Annotated in this window: 13 protein-coding genes, 1 pseudogene and 1 other annotated feature; of the genes and pseudogenes, 4 read left to right on the top strand and 10 right to left on the bottom strand. The window is 46.0% G+C overall.

What is annotated here, in order from left to right:
* Positions 1 to 166 precede the first annotated feature (166 nt).
* The gene (locus DXA20_RS03440) at positions 167 to 1,030 is read left to right on the top strand and encodes an EamA family transporter (protein ID WP_118559316.1); all 864 of its coding nucleotides are present in this window, start codon (positions 167 to 169) and stop codon (positions 1,028 to 1,030) included.
* 717 nt (positions 1,031 to 1,747) lie between these two features.
* Here the strand turns inward: DXA20_RS03440 and DXA20_RS03435 are convergent.
* From DXA20_RS03435 to rho, 7 genes are all read right to left on the bottom strand, one after another.
* Positions 1,748 to 2,248 carry an NUDIX hydrolase gene (locus tag DXA20_RS03435; RefSeq protein WP_118559315.1) on the bottom strand — a complete coding sequence of 167 codons (501 nt, stop codon included), beginning with the start codon at positions 2,246 to 2,248 and terminating at the stop codon, positions 1,748 to 1,750.
* A gap of 69 nt (positions 2,249 to 2,317) precedes the next feature.
* Positions 2,318 to 3,394 carry a peptide chain release factor 1 gene (prfA, locus tag DXA20_RS03430; protein ID WP_022306130.1) on the bottom strand — a complete coding sequence of 359 codons (1,077 nt, stop codon included), beginning with the start codon at positions 3,392 to 3,394 and terminating at the stop codon, positions 2,318 to 2,320.
* Between the two features lie 24 nt (positions 3,395 to 3,418).
* Entirely contained in the window at positions 3,419 to 4,258 is an 840-nt protein-coding gene (gene prmC, locus DXA20_RS03425) for a peptide chain release factor N(5)-glutamine methyltransferase (RefSeq protein WP_022306131.1), read from the bottom strand.
* 30 nt (positions 4,259 to 4,288) lie between these two features.
* Positions 4,289 to 4,642 carry a hypothetical protein gene (locus DXA20_RS03420; RefSeq protein WP_118559313.1) on the bottom strand — a complete coding sequence of 118 codons (354 nt, stop codon included), beginning with the start codon at positions 4,640 to 4,642 and terminating at the stop codon, positions 4,289 to 4,291.
* Positions 4,642 to 5,946, bottom strand: a complete 1,305-nt coding sequence (locus DXA20_RS03415) for a DUF1385 domain-containing protein (protein WP_118559312.1) — start codon at positions 5,944 to 5,946, stop codon at positions 4,642 to 4,644. The genes DXA20_RS03420 and DXA20_RS03415 overlap by 1 nt, the downstream gene beginning before the upstream one ends.
* A gap of 118 nt (positions 5,947 to 6,064) precedes the next feature.
* Positions 6,065 to 6,271 carry a 50S ribosomal protein L31 gene (gene rpmE, locus DXA20_RS03410; RefSeq protein WP_022306133.1) on the bottom strand — a complete coding sequence of 69 codons (207 nt, stop codon included), beginning with the start codon at positions 6,269 to 6,271 and terminating at the stop codon, positions 6,065 to 6,067.
* A 102-nt stretch (positions 6,272 to 6,373) separates the two neighbouring features.
* Positions 6,374 to 8,218, bottom strand: coding sequence for a transcription termination factor Rho (gene rho, locus DXA20_RS03405; protein ID WP_118559311.1), 1,845 nt, complete (start codon positions 8,216 to 8,218; stop codon positions 6,374 to 6,376).
* Positions 8,219 to 8,476: 258 nt separating this feature from the next.
* Between rho and DXA20_RS03400 the strand changes: the two are divergent.
* From DXA20_RS03400 to DXA20_RS03390, 3 genes and pseudogenes are all read left to right on the top strand, one after another.
* Positions 8,477 to 9,627: pseudogene (locus tag DXA20_RS03400) on the top strand (NAD(P)-dependent malic enzyme).
* 49 nt (positions 9,628 to 9,676) lie between these two features.
* The gene (locus DXA20_RS03395; RefSeq protein ID WP_118559310.1) at positions 9,677 to 10,681 is read left to right on the top strand and encodes a TIGR01212 family radical SAM protein; all 1,005 of its coding nucleotides are present in this window, start codon (positions 9,677 to 9,679) and stop codon (positions 10,679 to 10,681) included.
* 20 nt (positions 10,682 to 10,701) lie between these two features.
* Positions 10,702 to 11,223: a DUF4364 family protein gene (locus DXA20_RS03390; RefSeq protein WP_022306137.1), complete on the top strand. Its 522-nt coding sequence runs from the start codon at positions 10,702 to 10,704 to the stop codon at positions 11,221 to 11,223.
* Between the two features lie 181 nt (positions 11,224 to 11,404).
* Here the strand turns inward: DXA20_RS03390 and tyrS are convergent, their stop codons facing one another.
* The 3 genes from tyrS to DXA20_RS03375 form a co-directional block, all read right to left on the bottom strand.
* The gene (gene tyrS, locus DXA20_RS03385) at positions 11,405 to 12,631 is read right to left on the bottom strand and encodes a tyrosine--tRNA ligase (protein WP_118559308.1); all 1,227 of its coding nucleotides are present in this window, start codon (positions 12,629 to 12,631) and stop codon (positions 11,405 to 11,407) included.
* A 68-nt stretch (positions 12,632 to 12,699) separates the two neighbouring features.
* Positions 12,700 to 12,937: a binding site (T-box leader), on the bottom strand.
* A gap of 159 nt (positions 12,938 to 13,096) precedes the next feature.
* Positions 13,097 to 14,110, bottom strand: coding sequence for a UDP-glucose 4-epimerase GalE (galE, locus tag DXA20_RS03380; protein ID WP_022306139.1), 1,014 nt, complete (start codon positions 14,108 to 14,110; stop codon positions 13,097 to 13,099).
* Between the two features lie 145 nt (positions 14,111 to 14,255).
* Positions 14,256 to 15,161 (bottom strand): hypothetical protein, encoded by a 906-nt coding sequence (locus DXA20_RS03375; RefSeq protein WP_118559307.1) that lies wholly within the window; start codon positions 15,159 to 15,161, stop codon positions 14,256 to 14,258.
* Positions 15,162 to 15,374: the final 213 nt, after the last annotated feature.

The following is a 15,374-nucleotide window of genomic DNA, read 5'->3' as shown; positions in this document are numbered from 1 at the left end:
GAAAGCACTGTTATCTTCCGTGTTTCCAGCCATATTTTTTTCTCTGTCAGATATAACAGAAAATCATTTTTTATCATTTCAAAAGGGTTATCATGAACACAACAGAATGAGTTTATGATATACTTTAAGATCAACAACATTGATACATTCAGAAAAGAGGGATTTTATGTGGCTTTTATATGCCGTCGGCTCTTCCTTTTTTGCCGGCATCACTTCCATACTTGCCAAATGTGGCATCCGCAAAACAGATTCTGACGTAGCAACGGCGATCCGCACCTGCGTTGTCCTCTCATTTTCCTGGCTTCTGGTGTCTCTGACCGGAGCATACCGTGGCATTGGACAGATTTCCAGATCGACACTTTTGTTTCTGATCCTGTCCGGGCTTGCCACCGGCGGCTCCTGGCTCTGCTATTTTCACGCCCTGCAGAAAGGCGACATCAATAAAGTCGTTCCGATTGACAAATCAAGTACGATCTTAACAATTCTTCTCGCCCTGATCTTCTTCCATGAGGGAATGAGTCTGAAAAAGGGTGCAGCCGTTATCCTGATCGCCCTCGGCACATTTCTGATGATCACAAAGAAGGAATCAGACGCAGCCAATGCCGACTCCGGACAGAAAAGCTGGCTGATCTATGCGGTATTGTCTGCGGTTTTCGCCAGTCTGACCGCCATCCTTGGTAAGATCGGAATCAGCGGTATCGACTCCAATCTCGGAACAGCGATCCGTACTACCGTCGTTCTTTTCATGGCGTGGATCATGGTATTTGCCAAGTCAAAAGCATCGGAGCTTCGCGGTATTTCCCGTCAGGAGATGTTTTTCATCTGTCTGTCCGGACTTGCCACCGGTGCTTCCTGGCTCTGCTACTACCATGCCCTCCGGGAAGGACCTGCCAGCGTCGTCGTTCCGATCGACAAGCTGAGTATTCTCGTCACGATCGCATTCTCACGAATTGTCTTCCGCGAAAAACTCACTAAAAAATCAGCAGCCGGTTTGGGGCTGCTGACCTTAGGTACACTTATGATGATATAATGAGTCCTAAAGGACTCATATTAGGAGTTTCTTCGAAACTCCGTCATGCGCAGAAAACGTGCGCGGATATATGATATAATGAGCATCATAAATTACGAAAACTTTCCATACTTCAAATTTGTGTATATCCATAATATTTTTTTATTCTGAGAAATTGCATTATGATTTTTGCTTCTGACGTTTAACTACTCTGGGAGATTGTGTTTGGAAATTGACGCAGATCGTTAGGTTTTCTGAAAAATCTTTGCTTTGCAATGTTTCGATGAATACGCATCTGGACGACTTGAGCCTCTCGGGTGGGCTCAGTTATTTCAGCGGGCACGCTTCCGCTACACTGCGCTACGCAGCACTACATAGCGCCTTAAAAAACAAGGCTCAAGTAGTGGCGAGCGCAAGTGCCCTTTGAAACACCTGAATCCCACCCTGAGGCGAGTACGGGAAGATGCGTTCATCAAACATCGAAACAACAAAGCATTTAGATTTTTTGAAAACCGTAGAGCGACAAGACAATTTCCAAACACAATCTCCCAGAGCTTTAAAAAATTTACAAAGCAAAAATCATATTCGAAAATATATGTCATAAAAAATATTATGGACACACTCACATCTGTTGTTGGTATGGAAAGTTTTCGTAAATTATTCTTTGTTTCATTTTATAATATCAATTGGGGGCAAAATCATTTTGCCCCCAATATCATTGAATATTCTTAATTGTGGTCATTCAAATGCCTTGCGGATACTGTCATAATGAAGGAAGATTCCTTCCTTTCCGTACTTTTCAATCTCCGCAGGATCTGCGATTTCAAAGCCCTTTACTTCTTCCTGCTGAACTTTGACATCGGACTCCTCAAAGTCCATGGTAAACCGGTAAACATCCACGAAGTAATTATCGCCTTCCTTGATGTTCTCTCGGCGATAGGAAAACAAAAGACCGCCCTCTGCCTTTGACACATCAAGTCCGGTTTCTTCTAACACTTCTCTGGCAACAGCATCGGCAGAATCCTCTCCGGCCTGTACACCGCCTCCCGGAACTTCCCACCAGCCCGGTGCCCATTCCTTATCCATGGCACGCTTTGTGATCAGGAACTTTCCGTCCGGGCGCCTGATCACTCCGAGTACAGACAAATGGTACTCTCCCTCCTTCAGACACCAGTCGTTGCGTTTCATCGTGCGTCCGGTACGCTGTTTATTCTCATCGTATATATCCCAAAATTCCATTATCTTGATTCCTCTGTATTTAATAATCGGTTTAGTTTTTTGTCAAATGCTGAGCTTACACGCATTATTTTATGCTTCTTCATTCATCTTCGCCAACTTCGCCGCCTGATCCACCGCAATGATATTATCAAGAAGCTCGGTCAGATCTCCATCAAGGATCTCATTCAGACGATGACTTGTAAACTTAATACGGTGATCGGTCACACGTCCCTGCGGGAAATTGTAGGTACGGATCTTCTCGGAACGATCACCGGTACCAACCTGGCTGCGGCGCTCTGCTGACTGCTCGCTCTCCGCCTTCTCCCGCTCCAGATCATAAATTCTGGAACGCAGTACCTTCATCGCCTTGTCCTTATTCTTGAGCTGCGATTTCTCATCCTGACAGGAAACGACAATTCCGGTCGGAATATGTGTGATTCGTACCGCAGAGTCTGTCGTATTGACACACTGACCACCGTTTCCGGATGCACGAAATACATCGATCTTACAATCTTTCGGATCAACCTGTACGTCAACCTCTTCTACCTCCGGCATGATCGCTACGGTTGCCGTAGAGGTATGGATTCTTCCGCCGGACTCGGTGGATGGAATACGCTGTACACGATGTACACCACTCTCATATTTCAGCTTGGAATACGCTCCCAGACCATTTACCATAAATACTATTTCTTTAAATCCACCGATTCCGTTTTCGTTGGCACTCATCACTTCTACCTTCCAGTGATTCGTCTCGGCAAACTTCGAATACATACGGAACAGATCTGCCGCAAAGAGTGCTGCTTCATCTCCTCCGGCACCGCCACGGATCTCCACGATAACATTCTTATCATCATTCGGATCCTTTGGCAGCATCAGGATCTTAAGCTCCTGCTCGCACTTTTCTACCGTTGCACGGCACTCTGACAGCTCTTCCTTGGCAAGCTCACGCATTTCCTCGTCATTCTCTTCCTCAAGAAGCTGCAGACTTTCCTCAATGCCGTCCTTTGCCGCACGGTATTCCTGATACTTCTCCACGATCGGGGTCAGCTCGCTCTGCTCCTTCATGAGCTGACGATACTTATTCTGGTCATTAATGACATCCGGATCCGTAAGCTGCATATTAATTTCTTCCAGACTCCGCGCCAAATCCTCTAAACGATCAAACATTGTTTTCCTCCTTATCAGTCCAATTTATTGATATCTTCCCATTACTACTCTGTCATTGCCGCACAGATCACGGTCACAATACACATCCGTAAATCCCTGCTCCCGGAATAACTCCATCACAGCCTCCCGCTGGTCATATCCGATCTCCACGGCGAGAAGTCCGCCGGACAATAACCGTTCCGGTGCCTGTGCAAGCAGCCTGCGGTAAAGATCAAGTCCATCTGCACCGCCGTCCAATGCCATGCGTGGCTCATGCTCCTGCACCTCCGGCATCAGTTCATCTACCACATCAGATGCAATATACGGCGGATTTGATACGATCACATCATACCTGCCGTTGATCTCATCCAGCATATCACTCCGGTAAAACGAAACGTCCGCTCCAAGCCTCTTTGCATTCTTTCCGGCCTGGATAAGTGCCTTCTCAGAAAGATCCACTGCGTCCATCTGCTCCGGCTTTCCAAGCACGGCTAACGATATCGCAATACAACCGGAACCGGTACACACATCGAGTACCCGTTTCCCCTGTATATGCGGCAACAGCTTCTCCACCAGAAGCTCTGTATCCTGTCTCGGAATCAGCACATCCGGTGACACCTGAAACTCAAGTCCCATAAACTCCTGTGTCCCCGTCAAATGCTGCAGTGGAATATGCTCTGCTCTTTTTCGGAGCATTCCCCGATAATCCGCTTCCAATTCATCCGGCACCGTATCCTGCTGATGCAGAAAAAACTGCGCCCGGTTCATTCCACTGACATGCTCAAGCAAAAGCCATGCATCACATTCCGCATCGACAATTTCTGCCTGAGCCAGAATGTGCTTTCCTTCTTCCAGAAGCTCTCTATAGACCACGCAAACACTCATTCCTTTCCAAACCCCGTCAGACGCCGGCTGCTATTTATCATCGAAGAAACGATCCAGACTCTTCAGCTCGTCCTTATCCTGATCAAGCTGCAGCTTTGGCAGCTCCTGCGTTGCTGCAATTCGTTCTGCCGTCCGCTTTCTCGCCTCCTGATATGCCCGCTCATGAGCAGCCTCTCTTTCCTCCTGCTCCTTGATCTGGCGCATACGCTCTGCCGCACGGTTGCGGTATCTTGCTTCGCGCTCCTCCAGTTCACGGCGCTTCTTGGAACGTGGAAGCTTATCAAAAATATTTTTCTTTTTCGCCGGTCTGCGGTCAGATTTTCTGCTTTCTTTCCGGACAGCCTTTTCTTCCCTGACTGCTGCCTCGGTTTCTTTCTCAGACACTACAAAGACCTTCTCTTCTTTTGCCACGGTCTTCTTCTCTGTCGCTGAAGTCCTCTCGTCCTTCGTTTCCTCTTCTGCCTTCGGCTTCTTTGCTGTGGAAGATTTCTCCGCCTTTTCTGTCCTTGATTTCTTCTGTGTTGCTGAAGTCTTCTCTTCCTTTGCTTCCTCTTCTGCCTCGACTTCTTTGCTGTGGAAGCTTTCTCTGCCTTCTTGCTTTCCTGCGGTCTGTCAAAGGCTTTCTCATCCTCTGCACTCAGCTCCATGGAAGTCTCCGGATCCGGTGCGGCGAAGGACTGCTCGTAATCGGCATCCTGAACAATATCTTCCGGAATGACCTTCTTTTCTTCCCGCTCACGATGCTTCTTATGACGCTTGCGTCTGCTTAATTCCTTCCGGATCCCTGCCTGATAGGCTCTCCAGTCAAATACTGCCTCTACCGATGCGATTGCAACCTCGATCATTCCGTCATCCGGCTCCCTGGTCGTCAGCTTCTGCAGCCACATTCCCGGCTTTCCAAGAAACAGAACCACCGGATTATCCGAATTACCGACAAACTGGATGAATTCAAAGGAAACACCCGCTACAACCGGGATCAGCAGAATACGATACAGCATCCTAAGCCACAGATTGTCAATCCTTATAAACATAAAAAAGATAATACTGACGATCATTACCACAAGCAGAAAACTTGTCCCGCATCGTCTGTGATATCTCGACTGTGTCCGTACATTCTCAACCGTCAGATCAAGTCCGTTCTCCACGCAGTTGATCGTCTTATGTTCTGCGCCATGATACATAAAGGTACGCTTAATATCACTTAGAAATGATATTGCAACCACATACCCGAGAAACAGAAGCATCTTCAATGCAGCCTCGATCACTGTGAGCATTGTCTGCGAATGCACCTTGCCACGAAACAGCTCCGACACGGCAAACGGCAGGATCATAAAAAATCCGATTGCCAGCAAAATAGACAATGTCACGATCAGAACATTCTCCAGAACCTCTCTCCGGTCTGACACCTGCGTCTCTCCCTGCTGCAGGGAACGTTCCTCTTCCTCCTCCAGAAAGCCGGAGGAATACGTCAGCGTCTTAATTCCAAGCACCAACGACTCTATAAATGCGACAACACCTCTGATGATCGGAAGCCGCAGCAAAATATTGCGTTCCCGGATACTTCGTGTGTCCCAGTTTTTAACAGAAATTTCTCCATCGGGCTTTCTGACTGCCACGGCGTATTTGTCGTGGTTGCGCATCATAACGCCCTCGAGCACTGCCTGCCCGCCAATTCCTGATGATTTCATAGTAATTATCCTTCCTCAATAATGCATTCCAACGAAAACTGTTTTTAACACAAATGGTCACAATACCACAAAGGTACTGTGACCATTTGAAAGACCGGAAAACCGGCCAGATATCCCGCTAGTTTGCGTTAATGCCATAACGACGATTGAACTTATCAATCGCACCACGAGCTTTAACAGCCTTCTGCTGTCCGGTGTAGAATGAATGGCACTTAGAGCAGATTTCTACATGGATCTCTTCCTTTGTAGAACCTGTTACAAACTCATTTCCACAGTTGCAGACAACCTTTGCCTGATAATAATTAGGATGAATTCCTTCTCTCATGATGTTAGTAACCTCCTTTCGTTATCCTGACAGGGATAACCTATTACTTACACACAACTTACTCAGTATATCATAGCATAATTTCAAATGCAAGCATTTTTCTCAGACAATTTTCACTTTTTTGACAAGCTGGATCAGTTCCTTATTATCTTTTGTCTTGCGGAACATGGAAATAATATTTTCCACCGCCTCCTCAGACTTGGAACCGCCAAACGCCTTACGGATCAGGAAATTCGCCTCAAGCTCCTCCTGATCTAACAAAAGATCGTCTCTTCGCGTGCTGGATCTCGGCAGATCGATCGCCGGGAAGAGGCGCTTTTCAGAAAGACTTCGATCCAGAACCATTTCCATGTTACCGGTTCCCTTAAACTCCTCAAACACAACATCATCCATCTTACTGCCGGTATCCACCAGTGCTGTTGCAAGCACGGTCAGACTTCCGCCCTCGCGCATATTACGCGCCGCACCAAAGAAACGCTTCGGCATGTAAAGTGCTGCCGGATCAAGACCACCGGATAATGTACGACCGCTTGGCTGAACAGTCAGGTTATACGCTCTCGCCAGACGTGTAATGGAATCCAGAAGAATCATCACATCACCGCCGTGCTCCACCAGACGTTTTGCACGCTCGATCACCATTTCCGATACACGCTTATGATTCTCCGGAAGCTCATCAAAGGTCGAATAGATCACTTCTACATTCTCTCCCTGAATCGATTCCTTGATATCGGTCACCTCCTCCGGACGCTCATCGATCAGAAGAACGATCAGATGCATATTCGGATGATTATGTGTGACTGATTTTGCTACCTGCTTTAACAGTGTCGTCTTACCGGTCTTCGGCTGGGATACGATCATTCCTCTCTGTCCTTTTCCAATCGGCGAGATCAGATCCATCATTCTCATGGAAATATTACTGTTACCGGCTCCCGGCACCTCCAGGCGGATCCGCTCATTCGGAAAGATCGGGGTAAGATTTTCAAACTTCGCTCTTGCCGCCGTCTCCTCCAGACTAAAGCCATTGACCGTATTCACATAAAGCAGTGCGCTGAACTTCTCATTCTGATTCTTAATTCTTGTATTACCCACAAGAATATCACCGGTGCGCAGGCCAAAACGGCGTATCATTGCAGGAGATACATAAACATCCGCCTCGCCCGGCAGATAATTGTCGCAGCGCACAAAACCATATCCCTCCGGCATTACTTCAAGAATACCTGTCTTTGTCTCGCCACTGTCAAGCTGTGCCAGCTCAGAAAACGGCATCGTTGCTGCATCGCCTCTCATATTTACATGACCGGTATGCTGTGAATCGTCATGAGCCGCATTCCTGTCATGTGTACTGTAGTTTTCCTGATTATTTCCATTCTCATCACGGCTGTAGCGGTCCTCACGTCCGTTATTCCTCTCATCACGGCTGTAGCGCTCCTCACGTCCGTTATTCCTCTCGTCACGGCTGTAACGGTCCTCACGTCCGTTATTCCTCTCATCACGGCTATAGCGGTCCTCACGTCCGTTACTTCTCTCGTCGCGGTTATAACGGTTATCTCTGCCGGATCCATATCTGCGGTCCTCACGGACGGTATGCATTTCCTGCAGATTCGAGGTATATCCGCCACGGACAACCGGTCTTGGTGCTCTGCTTCCTGCCGCACCTCTGTCCTCATAATCATTCTTTCTTGCCGGACGTCTCTCTGTTCTTCTTCCTGCCGGCTTTGCCGTTGTCTTTGCTGTTCTTTTCCCCTCGGTCGTATCTGATTTCTTCTCTCTTGAACCTTTTGCAGAACTTTTCGCAGTTTTCTCTGCTTCCGGTGCCTCCCCGGATGCCAGAATTTTTTGAATCTCTCCGATCAATTCCTTTTTCTTAAATGTCGTTGCGTTCTTCATGCCAAGCTTTCTGCCATACAAACGTAACTCCACCAATGACATTTTTTCTAACTCTTCCATGCATTACCTCCATTTGGAATAACTATTTAATTATATATCCTCTGAAATTTAATGAATCTTCAACGAAATAAACTCTGAAATAATCAACAATAGAACAAATGAATTCCGTCTGACAGATCAATTTTCTTAAGTATATACAAAAATTCCCAATCTGTAAATACCCAACCGGATTTTCTTGTTTTCATATATAAAATATGATATGATTGATTTATATGGCTTACGCCAAGAACACGTTTATAGAAAGGTTTGGATTGAATTATGGATCTCAAAGAAAAAGCATTATCGCTTCACAAAGAATGGAACGGAAAAATCACAACAACACCGAAATGTCAGGTGAAATCCAGAGAGGATCTGGCACTTGCATATACTCCGGGCGTTGCTGAACCATGCAAAGTCATTGCCGAGGATAAGGAAGCGGCATATACATACACCATCAAGTCGAACACTGTCGCCGTCGTTTCTGACGGAAGTGCTGTTTTAGGACTGGGTAATATCGGTCCGGAGGCTGCAATGCCTGTTATGGAAGGAAAGGCTGTCCTTTTTAAAGAGTTTGGCGGTGTCAATGCATTTCCGATCTGCCTCGATACCCAGGATACGGATGAGATTGTCCAGACCGTGATCAATATTGCTCCTGCTTTCGGCGGCATCAATCTGGAGGATATCTCCGCACCACGCTGCTTCGAAATTGAGGAGCGTCTCAAGAAAGCATTAAATATTCCTGTCTTTCACGATGACCAGCACGGTACAGCAATCGTTGTTCTCGCCGGTATCATGAACGGACTGAAGGTTGTCAATAAAAAGAAAGAGGACTGCCACGTTGTTGTCAACGGTGCCGGATCTGCCGGAGTTGCGATTACCAAGCTGCTGCTTCGTTTCGGTTTCCCGGATGTGGTTATGTGTGATAAGTCCGGTATCCTTTCCAGAGAATCTGCCGATCTTAACTGGATGCAGAAGGACATGATGGAGGTTACCAACCTGACCGGCAAGACAGGTACTCTTGCCGATGCTCTGAAGGGTGCTGATATTTTCGTTGGTGTATCCGCTCCAAATATCGTCACACCGGAGATGGTTGCTTCCATGAACAGGGACGCGATCCTGTTTGCCATGGCGAACCCTGTACCGGAGATCATGCCGGATGTTGCAAAGAAAGCCGGTGCGCGTGTCGTTGGTACCGGTCGCTCCGATTTTCCAAATCAGGTCAACAATGTTGTTGCATTTCCGGGCATCTTCAAGGGTGCTCTCGAGGGACGTGCCAGCCAGATCACTGAGGAAATGAGCTTGCCGCTTCCTATGCCATTGCAGGACTTGTTGCCGATGAAGATCTAAACGAAGATAATATTCTTCCGGAAGCGTTTGATCCACGCGTTGCCGAGGTTGTATCCCGGGCGATCAAGGATCACATTCACTAAGATGGGCAGACACCGACGAAGTCATTCCCCTGAGGAAGCTGCTTACGAAATGCATTGCAGACAATGGAACGGAAAGCCCTACTACTCTCTGGACTGTTATTTAAAACAGCAGTTTGGAGAAAAGCTGTACAAGATCGCGATTGATGGCGGTATGACCTGTCCCAACCGGGACGGCACGAAAGGAAGGCTCGGCTGCAGCTTCTGCAGTGAAGGAGGTTCCGGTGATTTTGCGGTTCCACGCAATATGACCGGAGATTGCTTATCTCCTGTTCCGATTCATGGTGCGCCCGTTTACTCTGCTCTCACATATCATGCAGGCATTGTGACTCGCCAGATTGATGAGGGGATCCGCCGGCTAAAAGACAGCCGGAAATATTGTGGAAACCGTTATATTGCTTATTTTCAATCCTACAGCAATACCTACGCTCCCATTTCCTATCTGCGTCCTCTCTACGAGGAAGCATTGTCCCATCCTCTTGTTGCCGGCGTATCCATTGCCACACGTCCGGACTGCTTTACACCAGAGACTCATGAACTGCTTGCAACGTGTCATCAGCAAAAGCCGGTCTGGATCGAACTGGGGCTGCAGACAATGCATGAACGCACGGCAAAGCTGATCCGCAGAGGCTATCCGCTCTCCTGCTTTGAGGAGACGGTTCAAAGCCTTAAAGAATGCGGCATTCCGGTGATCGTCCATGTCATTCTCGGACTTCCCGGAGAAACACCTGAGGACATGCTGGAAACGATCCGCTACCTGAACACACTTGGGATTAACGGTATCAAATTACAACTGCTTCACATCCTGCAAGGAACAACACTTGCCGATGACTGGCAAAAAGGTCTCATTGCCCCATTGACAAAAGACGAATATATTGCTATCCTACTTGATTGTATTGCCCATCTCTCACCGGATATCGTGGTACACCGCATTACAGGGGACGGGCCAAAGGATCTTTTACTGGCTCCGACATGGAGTCTGCACAAGCGCGATATTTTAAATACCATCGCACATCAGATGAAACAAACCCATCTCTATCAGGGATGCCTTATATAAAACGCAAAGGAGGTACCATTATGACACCAGAGTCGCTGCAGCTATATAAGCTGATCATCCTATATTTTCTGAATCAGGCAGACCAGCCTATGCCAAATGCTATTCTCTCTGATTTCATTTTGGAAACGGGATATACCGATTATCTGTCTATTCAGCAGACCTTATCGGAGCTTACGGAGGATGCCATGATCCTCGTGGATCAGACACACGAAAAATCCTACTACACCATTGCGGAGATCGGCAAGGAGACGCTTCGTTTCTTTGGTAATCAGCTTCCTACGGATACCTGCCGCCAGATTGATGAATATCTTGAGAAGAACCGTCTTGCGATCGTGGAGACAACCTCCATCAAGACCGATTACACGATGATCCGTCCGAACGAGTACCTTGCTACCGGCTGCATTTACGAACGTGGCAGCAAGCTTCTTGAAGTTTCACTGAATGTAACCAGCGAAGAGGAGGCAGTTGATGTCTGCCGCCGTTTCAAAGAGAAAAACGAAGATGTGTATGCACAGATCCTTTCTCTTTTATGTATGGATTAATTTTTTTTAAAACAAAACCGGTTTCCCAATCATCCGCTGATTGATAAGCTTCCAGACCTCTGGATACCTGCCAATCATCACGAACTTTGGGGAACCGGTATATTTTTGTCCAATTCATGGACATTATTGATTAAAAACTTCTAAATTCTTTATTGACACTTTTAAGTGCAATTTCAAATGATTATTTTACCACAATACGCATAAATTTCTTCTTACCACGCTTGAGAACAATTCCGTCCTCACCGATGCTGTCCTTTGCGATCTGTGCTTTCACGTCAGTAATCTTCTCACCATCCACGGAGACACCGCCCTGCTCAACATTTCTGCGTGCTTCTCCGTTGGAGGACGCCAGACCAGCCTTCACAAGGAGTCTGAGAATACCGATCTCACCATTTTCAAAATCCTCATCGCTAAGCTGAACCTCAGGCATATTGGCAGTATTTCCGCCACCGGCAAACAGTGCTCTCGCGCCTTCCTGTGCCCTCTGTGCCTCTTCCTCACCGTGAACCAGCTTGGTCAGCTCAAATGCTAGGATCTCTTTTGCCTCATTGAGACGGCTTCCCTCCCAGTGATCCATCTCTTCAATCTGCTCTAATGGCAGGAATGTCAGCATACGCAGGCACTTGAGTACATCTGCATCTGCCACATTTCTCCAGTACTGGTAGAAATCAAACGGAGACGTCTTGTTCGGATCCAGCCATACCGCACCGGACTGTGTCTTACCCATCTTCTTACCCTCAGAGTTCAAAAGAAGATTGATCGTCATTGCATACGCATCCTTACCAAGCTTACGACGGATCAACTCCGTACCACCTAACATGTTACTCCACTGATCATCACCGCCGAACTGCATATTACAGCCATATTTCCGGAACAGTGCGTAAAAGTCATAGCTCTGCATGATCATGTAGTTAAACTCCAAAAAGCTCAAACCACGCTCCATACGCTGCTTGTAACACTCTGCGGTAAGCATACGGTTTACAGAGAAATGTGGTCCTACATCACGAAGAAGCTCCACATAATTCAGATCCAAAAGCCAGTCTGCATTGTTGACCATAAGTGCTTTTCCATCAGAGAAATCAATGAAACGGCTCATCTGCTTCTTAAAGCAGTCAACATTGTGTGCGATCGTCTCCTTTGTCATCATCTGACGCATATCGGTACGACCACTCGGATCACCGATCATTGCAGTACCACCACCGATCAATGCGATCGGCTTATTACCAGCCATCTGTAGACGCTTCATCAGACAGAGTGCCATAAAGTGACCTACATGAAGACTGTCTGCTGTCGGGTCAAAACCAATATAAAAGACAGCCTTTCCGTCATTAACTAATTCCTTGATCTCCTCCTCATCCGTTACCTGAGCGATCAAACCCCTTGCTACTAATTCGTCGTAAGTTGTCATTGTTCTTTTCCTTTCTTTTTGATTCTATGCATTTTTGCACAAAAAAAGTCCTTTACCGGCAAATGCCGATAAAGGACGATGTAATCGTGTTACCACCTTTATTCCTCCTCACCTCACGATGAGAAGCTCTGCAGGATACCTCTATATCCCTGCACAATAACGGAGTGCAATACCGTCCGGACCTACTGTAACCTTCAGCCGGCTGCTCTAGGATGTATTCATATCAGGATGCCCCTGCGCCTCTCATCAACCGGCTGCTTTCTGTAGGTTTCCTCTGGTACTACTTCTTCCCTTCCTCGCATTTATATGTGTTGAAGTGTCTCGCGGTTATCAACTCTTGAACTACTCAATTCCAAATATATCATGGTCATCAAATCATGAAATATTCAATTCTAAATCTCTCATGGTTATCAACTCACGAAACTTACAAATCCAAGTATATCATGGAATATATCTGTTGTCAAATTAACTGCGATATCCGTTTGGATTCTTGCTCTGCCATCTCCAGGCATCCTCACACATCTTATCGATGCCATACTGTGCCTCCCAGCCAAGCTCTTCCTTCGCCTTCGTGCAGTCTGCATAACAGATATCAATATCTCCGGGTCTGCGCGGATCGATCACATATGGAAGCTCCTTACCGCATGCCTTCTCAAAGTTATGAATGATATCCAGTACACTGTATCCAACACCGGTACCAAGATTGTATGTAACAAGACCCGGATTCTGCTCCAGCTTCTCCAACGCCTTAATATGCCCCTTAGCAAGATCAACAACGTGGATATAATCACGCACACCGGTACCGTCCGGCGTATTATAATCGTTACCAAATACATGAACACACTCTAACTGTCCTGCTGCAACCTTTGCCACATATGGAAGCAGATTGTTCGGAATGCCATTCGGATCCTCTCCGATCTCACCGCTCTCATGTGCTCCAATTGGATTGAAATAACGAAGCAGTGCAATATTCCAGCTGTCATCCGCCTTATAAATATCACGAAGCATATCCTCGATCATCAGCTTCGTACGTCCATATGGATTGGATACTGACAATGGGAAATCCTCTGTGATCGGCACGGTCTTCGGCAAACCATATACGGTCGCGGAAGAACTGAATACCAGATTCTTAACGCCATATTTTCTCATTGCCTTCAGGAGATTCAATGTTCCTGTAATATTATTATCAAAATATTCCAACGGCTTCTGGCAGGACTCACCCACTGCCTTCAGACCAGCGAAATGGATCACCGCATCAAAGTTCTCTTTCTCAAAAATGTCATAAACCGCCTGTTCATGCATCAGATCTTCCTCATAAAAAGGCACGTTCTTCCCTGTAAGCTTCTCCACACGACGAATGGACTCCTTGCTTGCATTCACCAGATTATCAATGACCACCACATCAAATCCAGCCTCTAAAAGCTCCACGTTCGTATGACTGGCAATAAAACCAGCTCCTCCTGTCACTAAAACCTTCATATCGATGTCCTCCTACTCTTTTCATTGGAATCTAACAGATATAATCACTATACTCTTTTTTCATATTCTTAGCAAGTCAAATCTCCAAAGAAAATAAATTTCAAAATGAATTCTACCCTATTCATTCCTATTCCATCAACACATCTTATTTCCCCTTATATTCCTCATATAGGCGTTTGGCTTCCTCCTGTGAAATCTCTGTTTCCTCCACGATAAATCGTATAATGTCCTGTGATGTAAGCCCCATTTTCTCTCCCATATGGATGTATCCTATCACTTCACCTTCTTCACGTCCCTCTTCACGCACAATCTGATTGTAACGTTCCTGATTAAATTCTGTTAAACACACATCCATCACTTCCTTTCGATTTTTTTCTAAAAAATCCTTTAGGATATCATTCTGAATACAATACTCTGTTGCCGCATCAATCGCCTGCCTTAAAATATCCTGATTGTTTGATTTTGCTTTCTCCAATCTGCCGCATTCCTCCCTGATCTTGGCAATAAACTGAGCATACTCAGAAAGAACCTTACAGTTCTCCATAATATCTGCATTAGCTCCATAATTAATATCTATCACCGTTGCTGTCCATTCAAACCCCTCACTAACACCAAAGGGACGAAACGCATCAGACAAATGCAACACTTTTCGCCCCCCCTCAAGCCGGTCTGTTCCATTATAAAATACAATATACTTTGGTGCCGGAATCTCCTGCAATTTGCTACCATAAATGCGTTCACTCGCAGGTATAATCTGACGATACATATCTGCAAAATACAACAACCCACGCAATGGCATATTCGGGTTCAATGTACTTTGATGTTCATAAAGATTCAGATAATTTCCAAATATAAATGATACATCATTCTTCATTTTCATATAGACAACATCATCCAACGTGGTAAATTCCAAATCCTCCGCATTGGTATAATGTGTTCCATTGACTGCGTTGTACAAACTCAGTGCATTCTCCCTGTTCTCACCAAATAGCTTCCGAAACAATGTGTCTTTGTAATTTCGATTGTAATTTACACCATCATTTGCTTTCATACACAATTCTCACTTTCTCTGAAAATGTAAGCCAAAACAGAGAAAATATCCCTGGTACAGTCCTGTTTTGACAATCTGTTATCACAGTTACCATGCCGGACCGATCCAATTCTATCTACTATATTATTACTCCACTTGATAGAAACACCCCATAAATTATGTACATTTTAATCATACCATTATGCCTTCCGTAAATCAACACCGGCTATCCTT

This window comes from Roseburia sp. AM59-24XD, assembly GCF_003478445.1.
Classification (GTDB): Bacteria; Bacillota; Clostridia; order Lachnospirales; family Lachnospiraceae; genus Jutongia.
The sequence above is the reverse complement of the archived record's forward strand: the minus strand, read 5'-3'. Positions and strand labels throughout refer to the sequence as shown.

Bases quoted from the DNA above. Each gene is read 5' to 3' on its own strand.
- DXA20_RS03440 (WP_118559316.1), top strand. From the start codon at position 167: ATGTGGCTTTTATATGCCGTCGGCTCTTCCTTTTTTGCCGGCATCACT.
- DXA20_RS03435 (WP_118559315.1), bottom strand. From the start codon at position 2,248: ATGGAATTTTGGGATATATACGATGAGAATAAACAGCGTACCGGACGC.
- prfA (WP_022306130.1), bottom strand. From the start codon at position 3,394: ATGTTTGATCGTTTAGAGGATTTGGCGCGGAGTCTGGAAGAAATTAAT.
- prmC (WP_022306131.1), bottom strand. From the start codon at position 4,258: ATGAGTGTTTGCGTGGTCTATAGAGAGCTTCTGGAAGAAGGAAAGCAC.
- DXA20_RS03415 (WP_118559312.1), bottom strand. From the start codon at position 5,946: ATGAAATCATCAGGAATTGGCGGGCAGGCAGTGCTCGAGGGCGTTATG.
- rpmE (WP_022306133.1), bottom strand. From the start codon at position 6,271: ATGAGAGAAGGAATTCATCCTAATTATTATCAGGCAAAGGTTGTCTGC.
- rho (WP_118559311.1), bottom strand. From the start codon at position 8,218: ATGGAAGAGTTAGAAAAAATGTCATTGGTGGAGTTACGTTTGTATGGC.
- DXA20_RS03395 (WP_118559310.1), top strand. From the start codon at position 9,677: ATGCATTGCAGACAATGGAACGGAAAGCCCTACTACTCTCTGGACTGT.
- DXA20_RS03390 (WP_022306137.1), top strand. From the start codon at position 10,702: ATGACACCAGAGTCGCTGCAGCTATATAAGCTGATCATCCTATATTTT.
- tyrS (WP_118559308.1), bottom strand. From the start codon at position 12,631: ATGACAACTTACGACGAATTAGTAGCAAGGGGTTTGATCGCTCAGGTA.
- galE (WP_022306139.1), bottom strand. From the start codon at position 14,110: ATGAAGGTTTTAGTGACAGGAGGAGCTGGTTTTATTGCCAGTCATACG.
- DXA20_RS03375 (WP_118559307.1), bottom strand. From the start codon at position 15,161: ATGAAAGCAAATGATGGTGTAAATTACAATCGAAATTACAAAGACACA.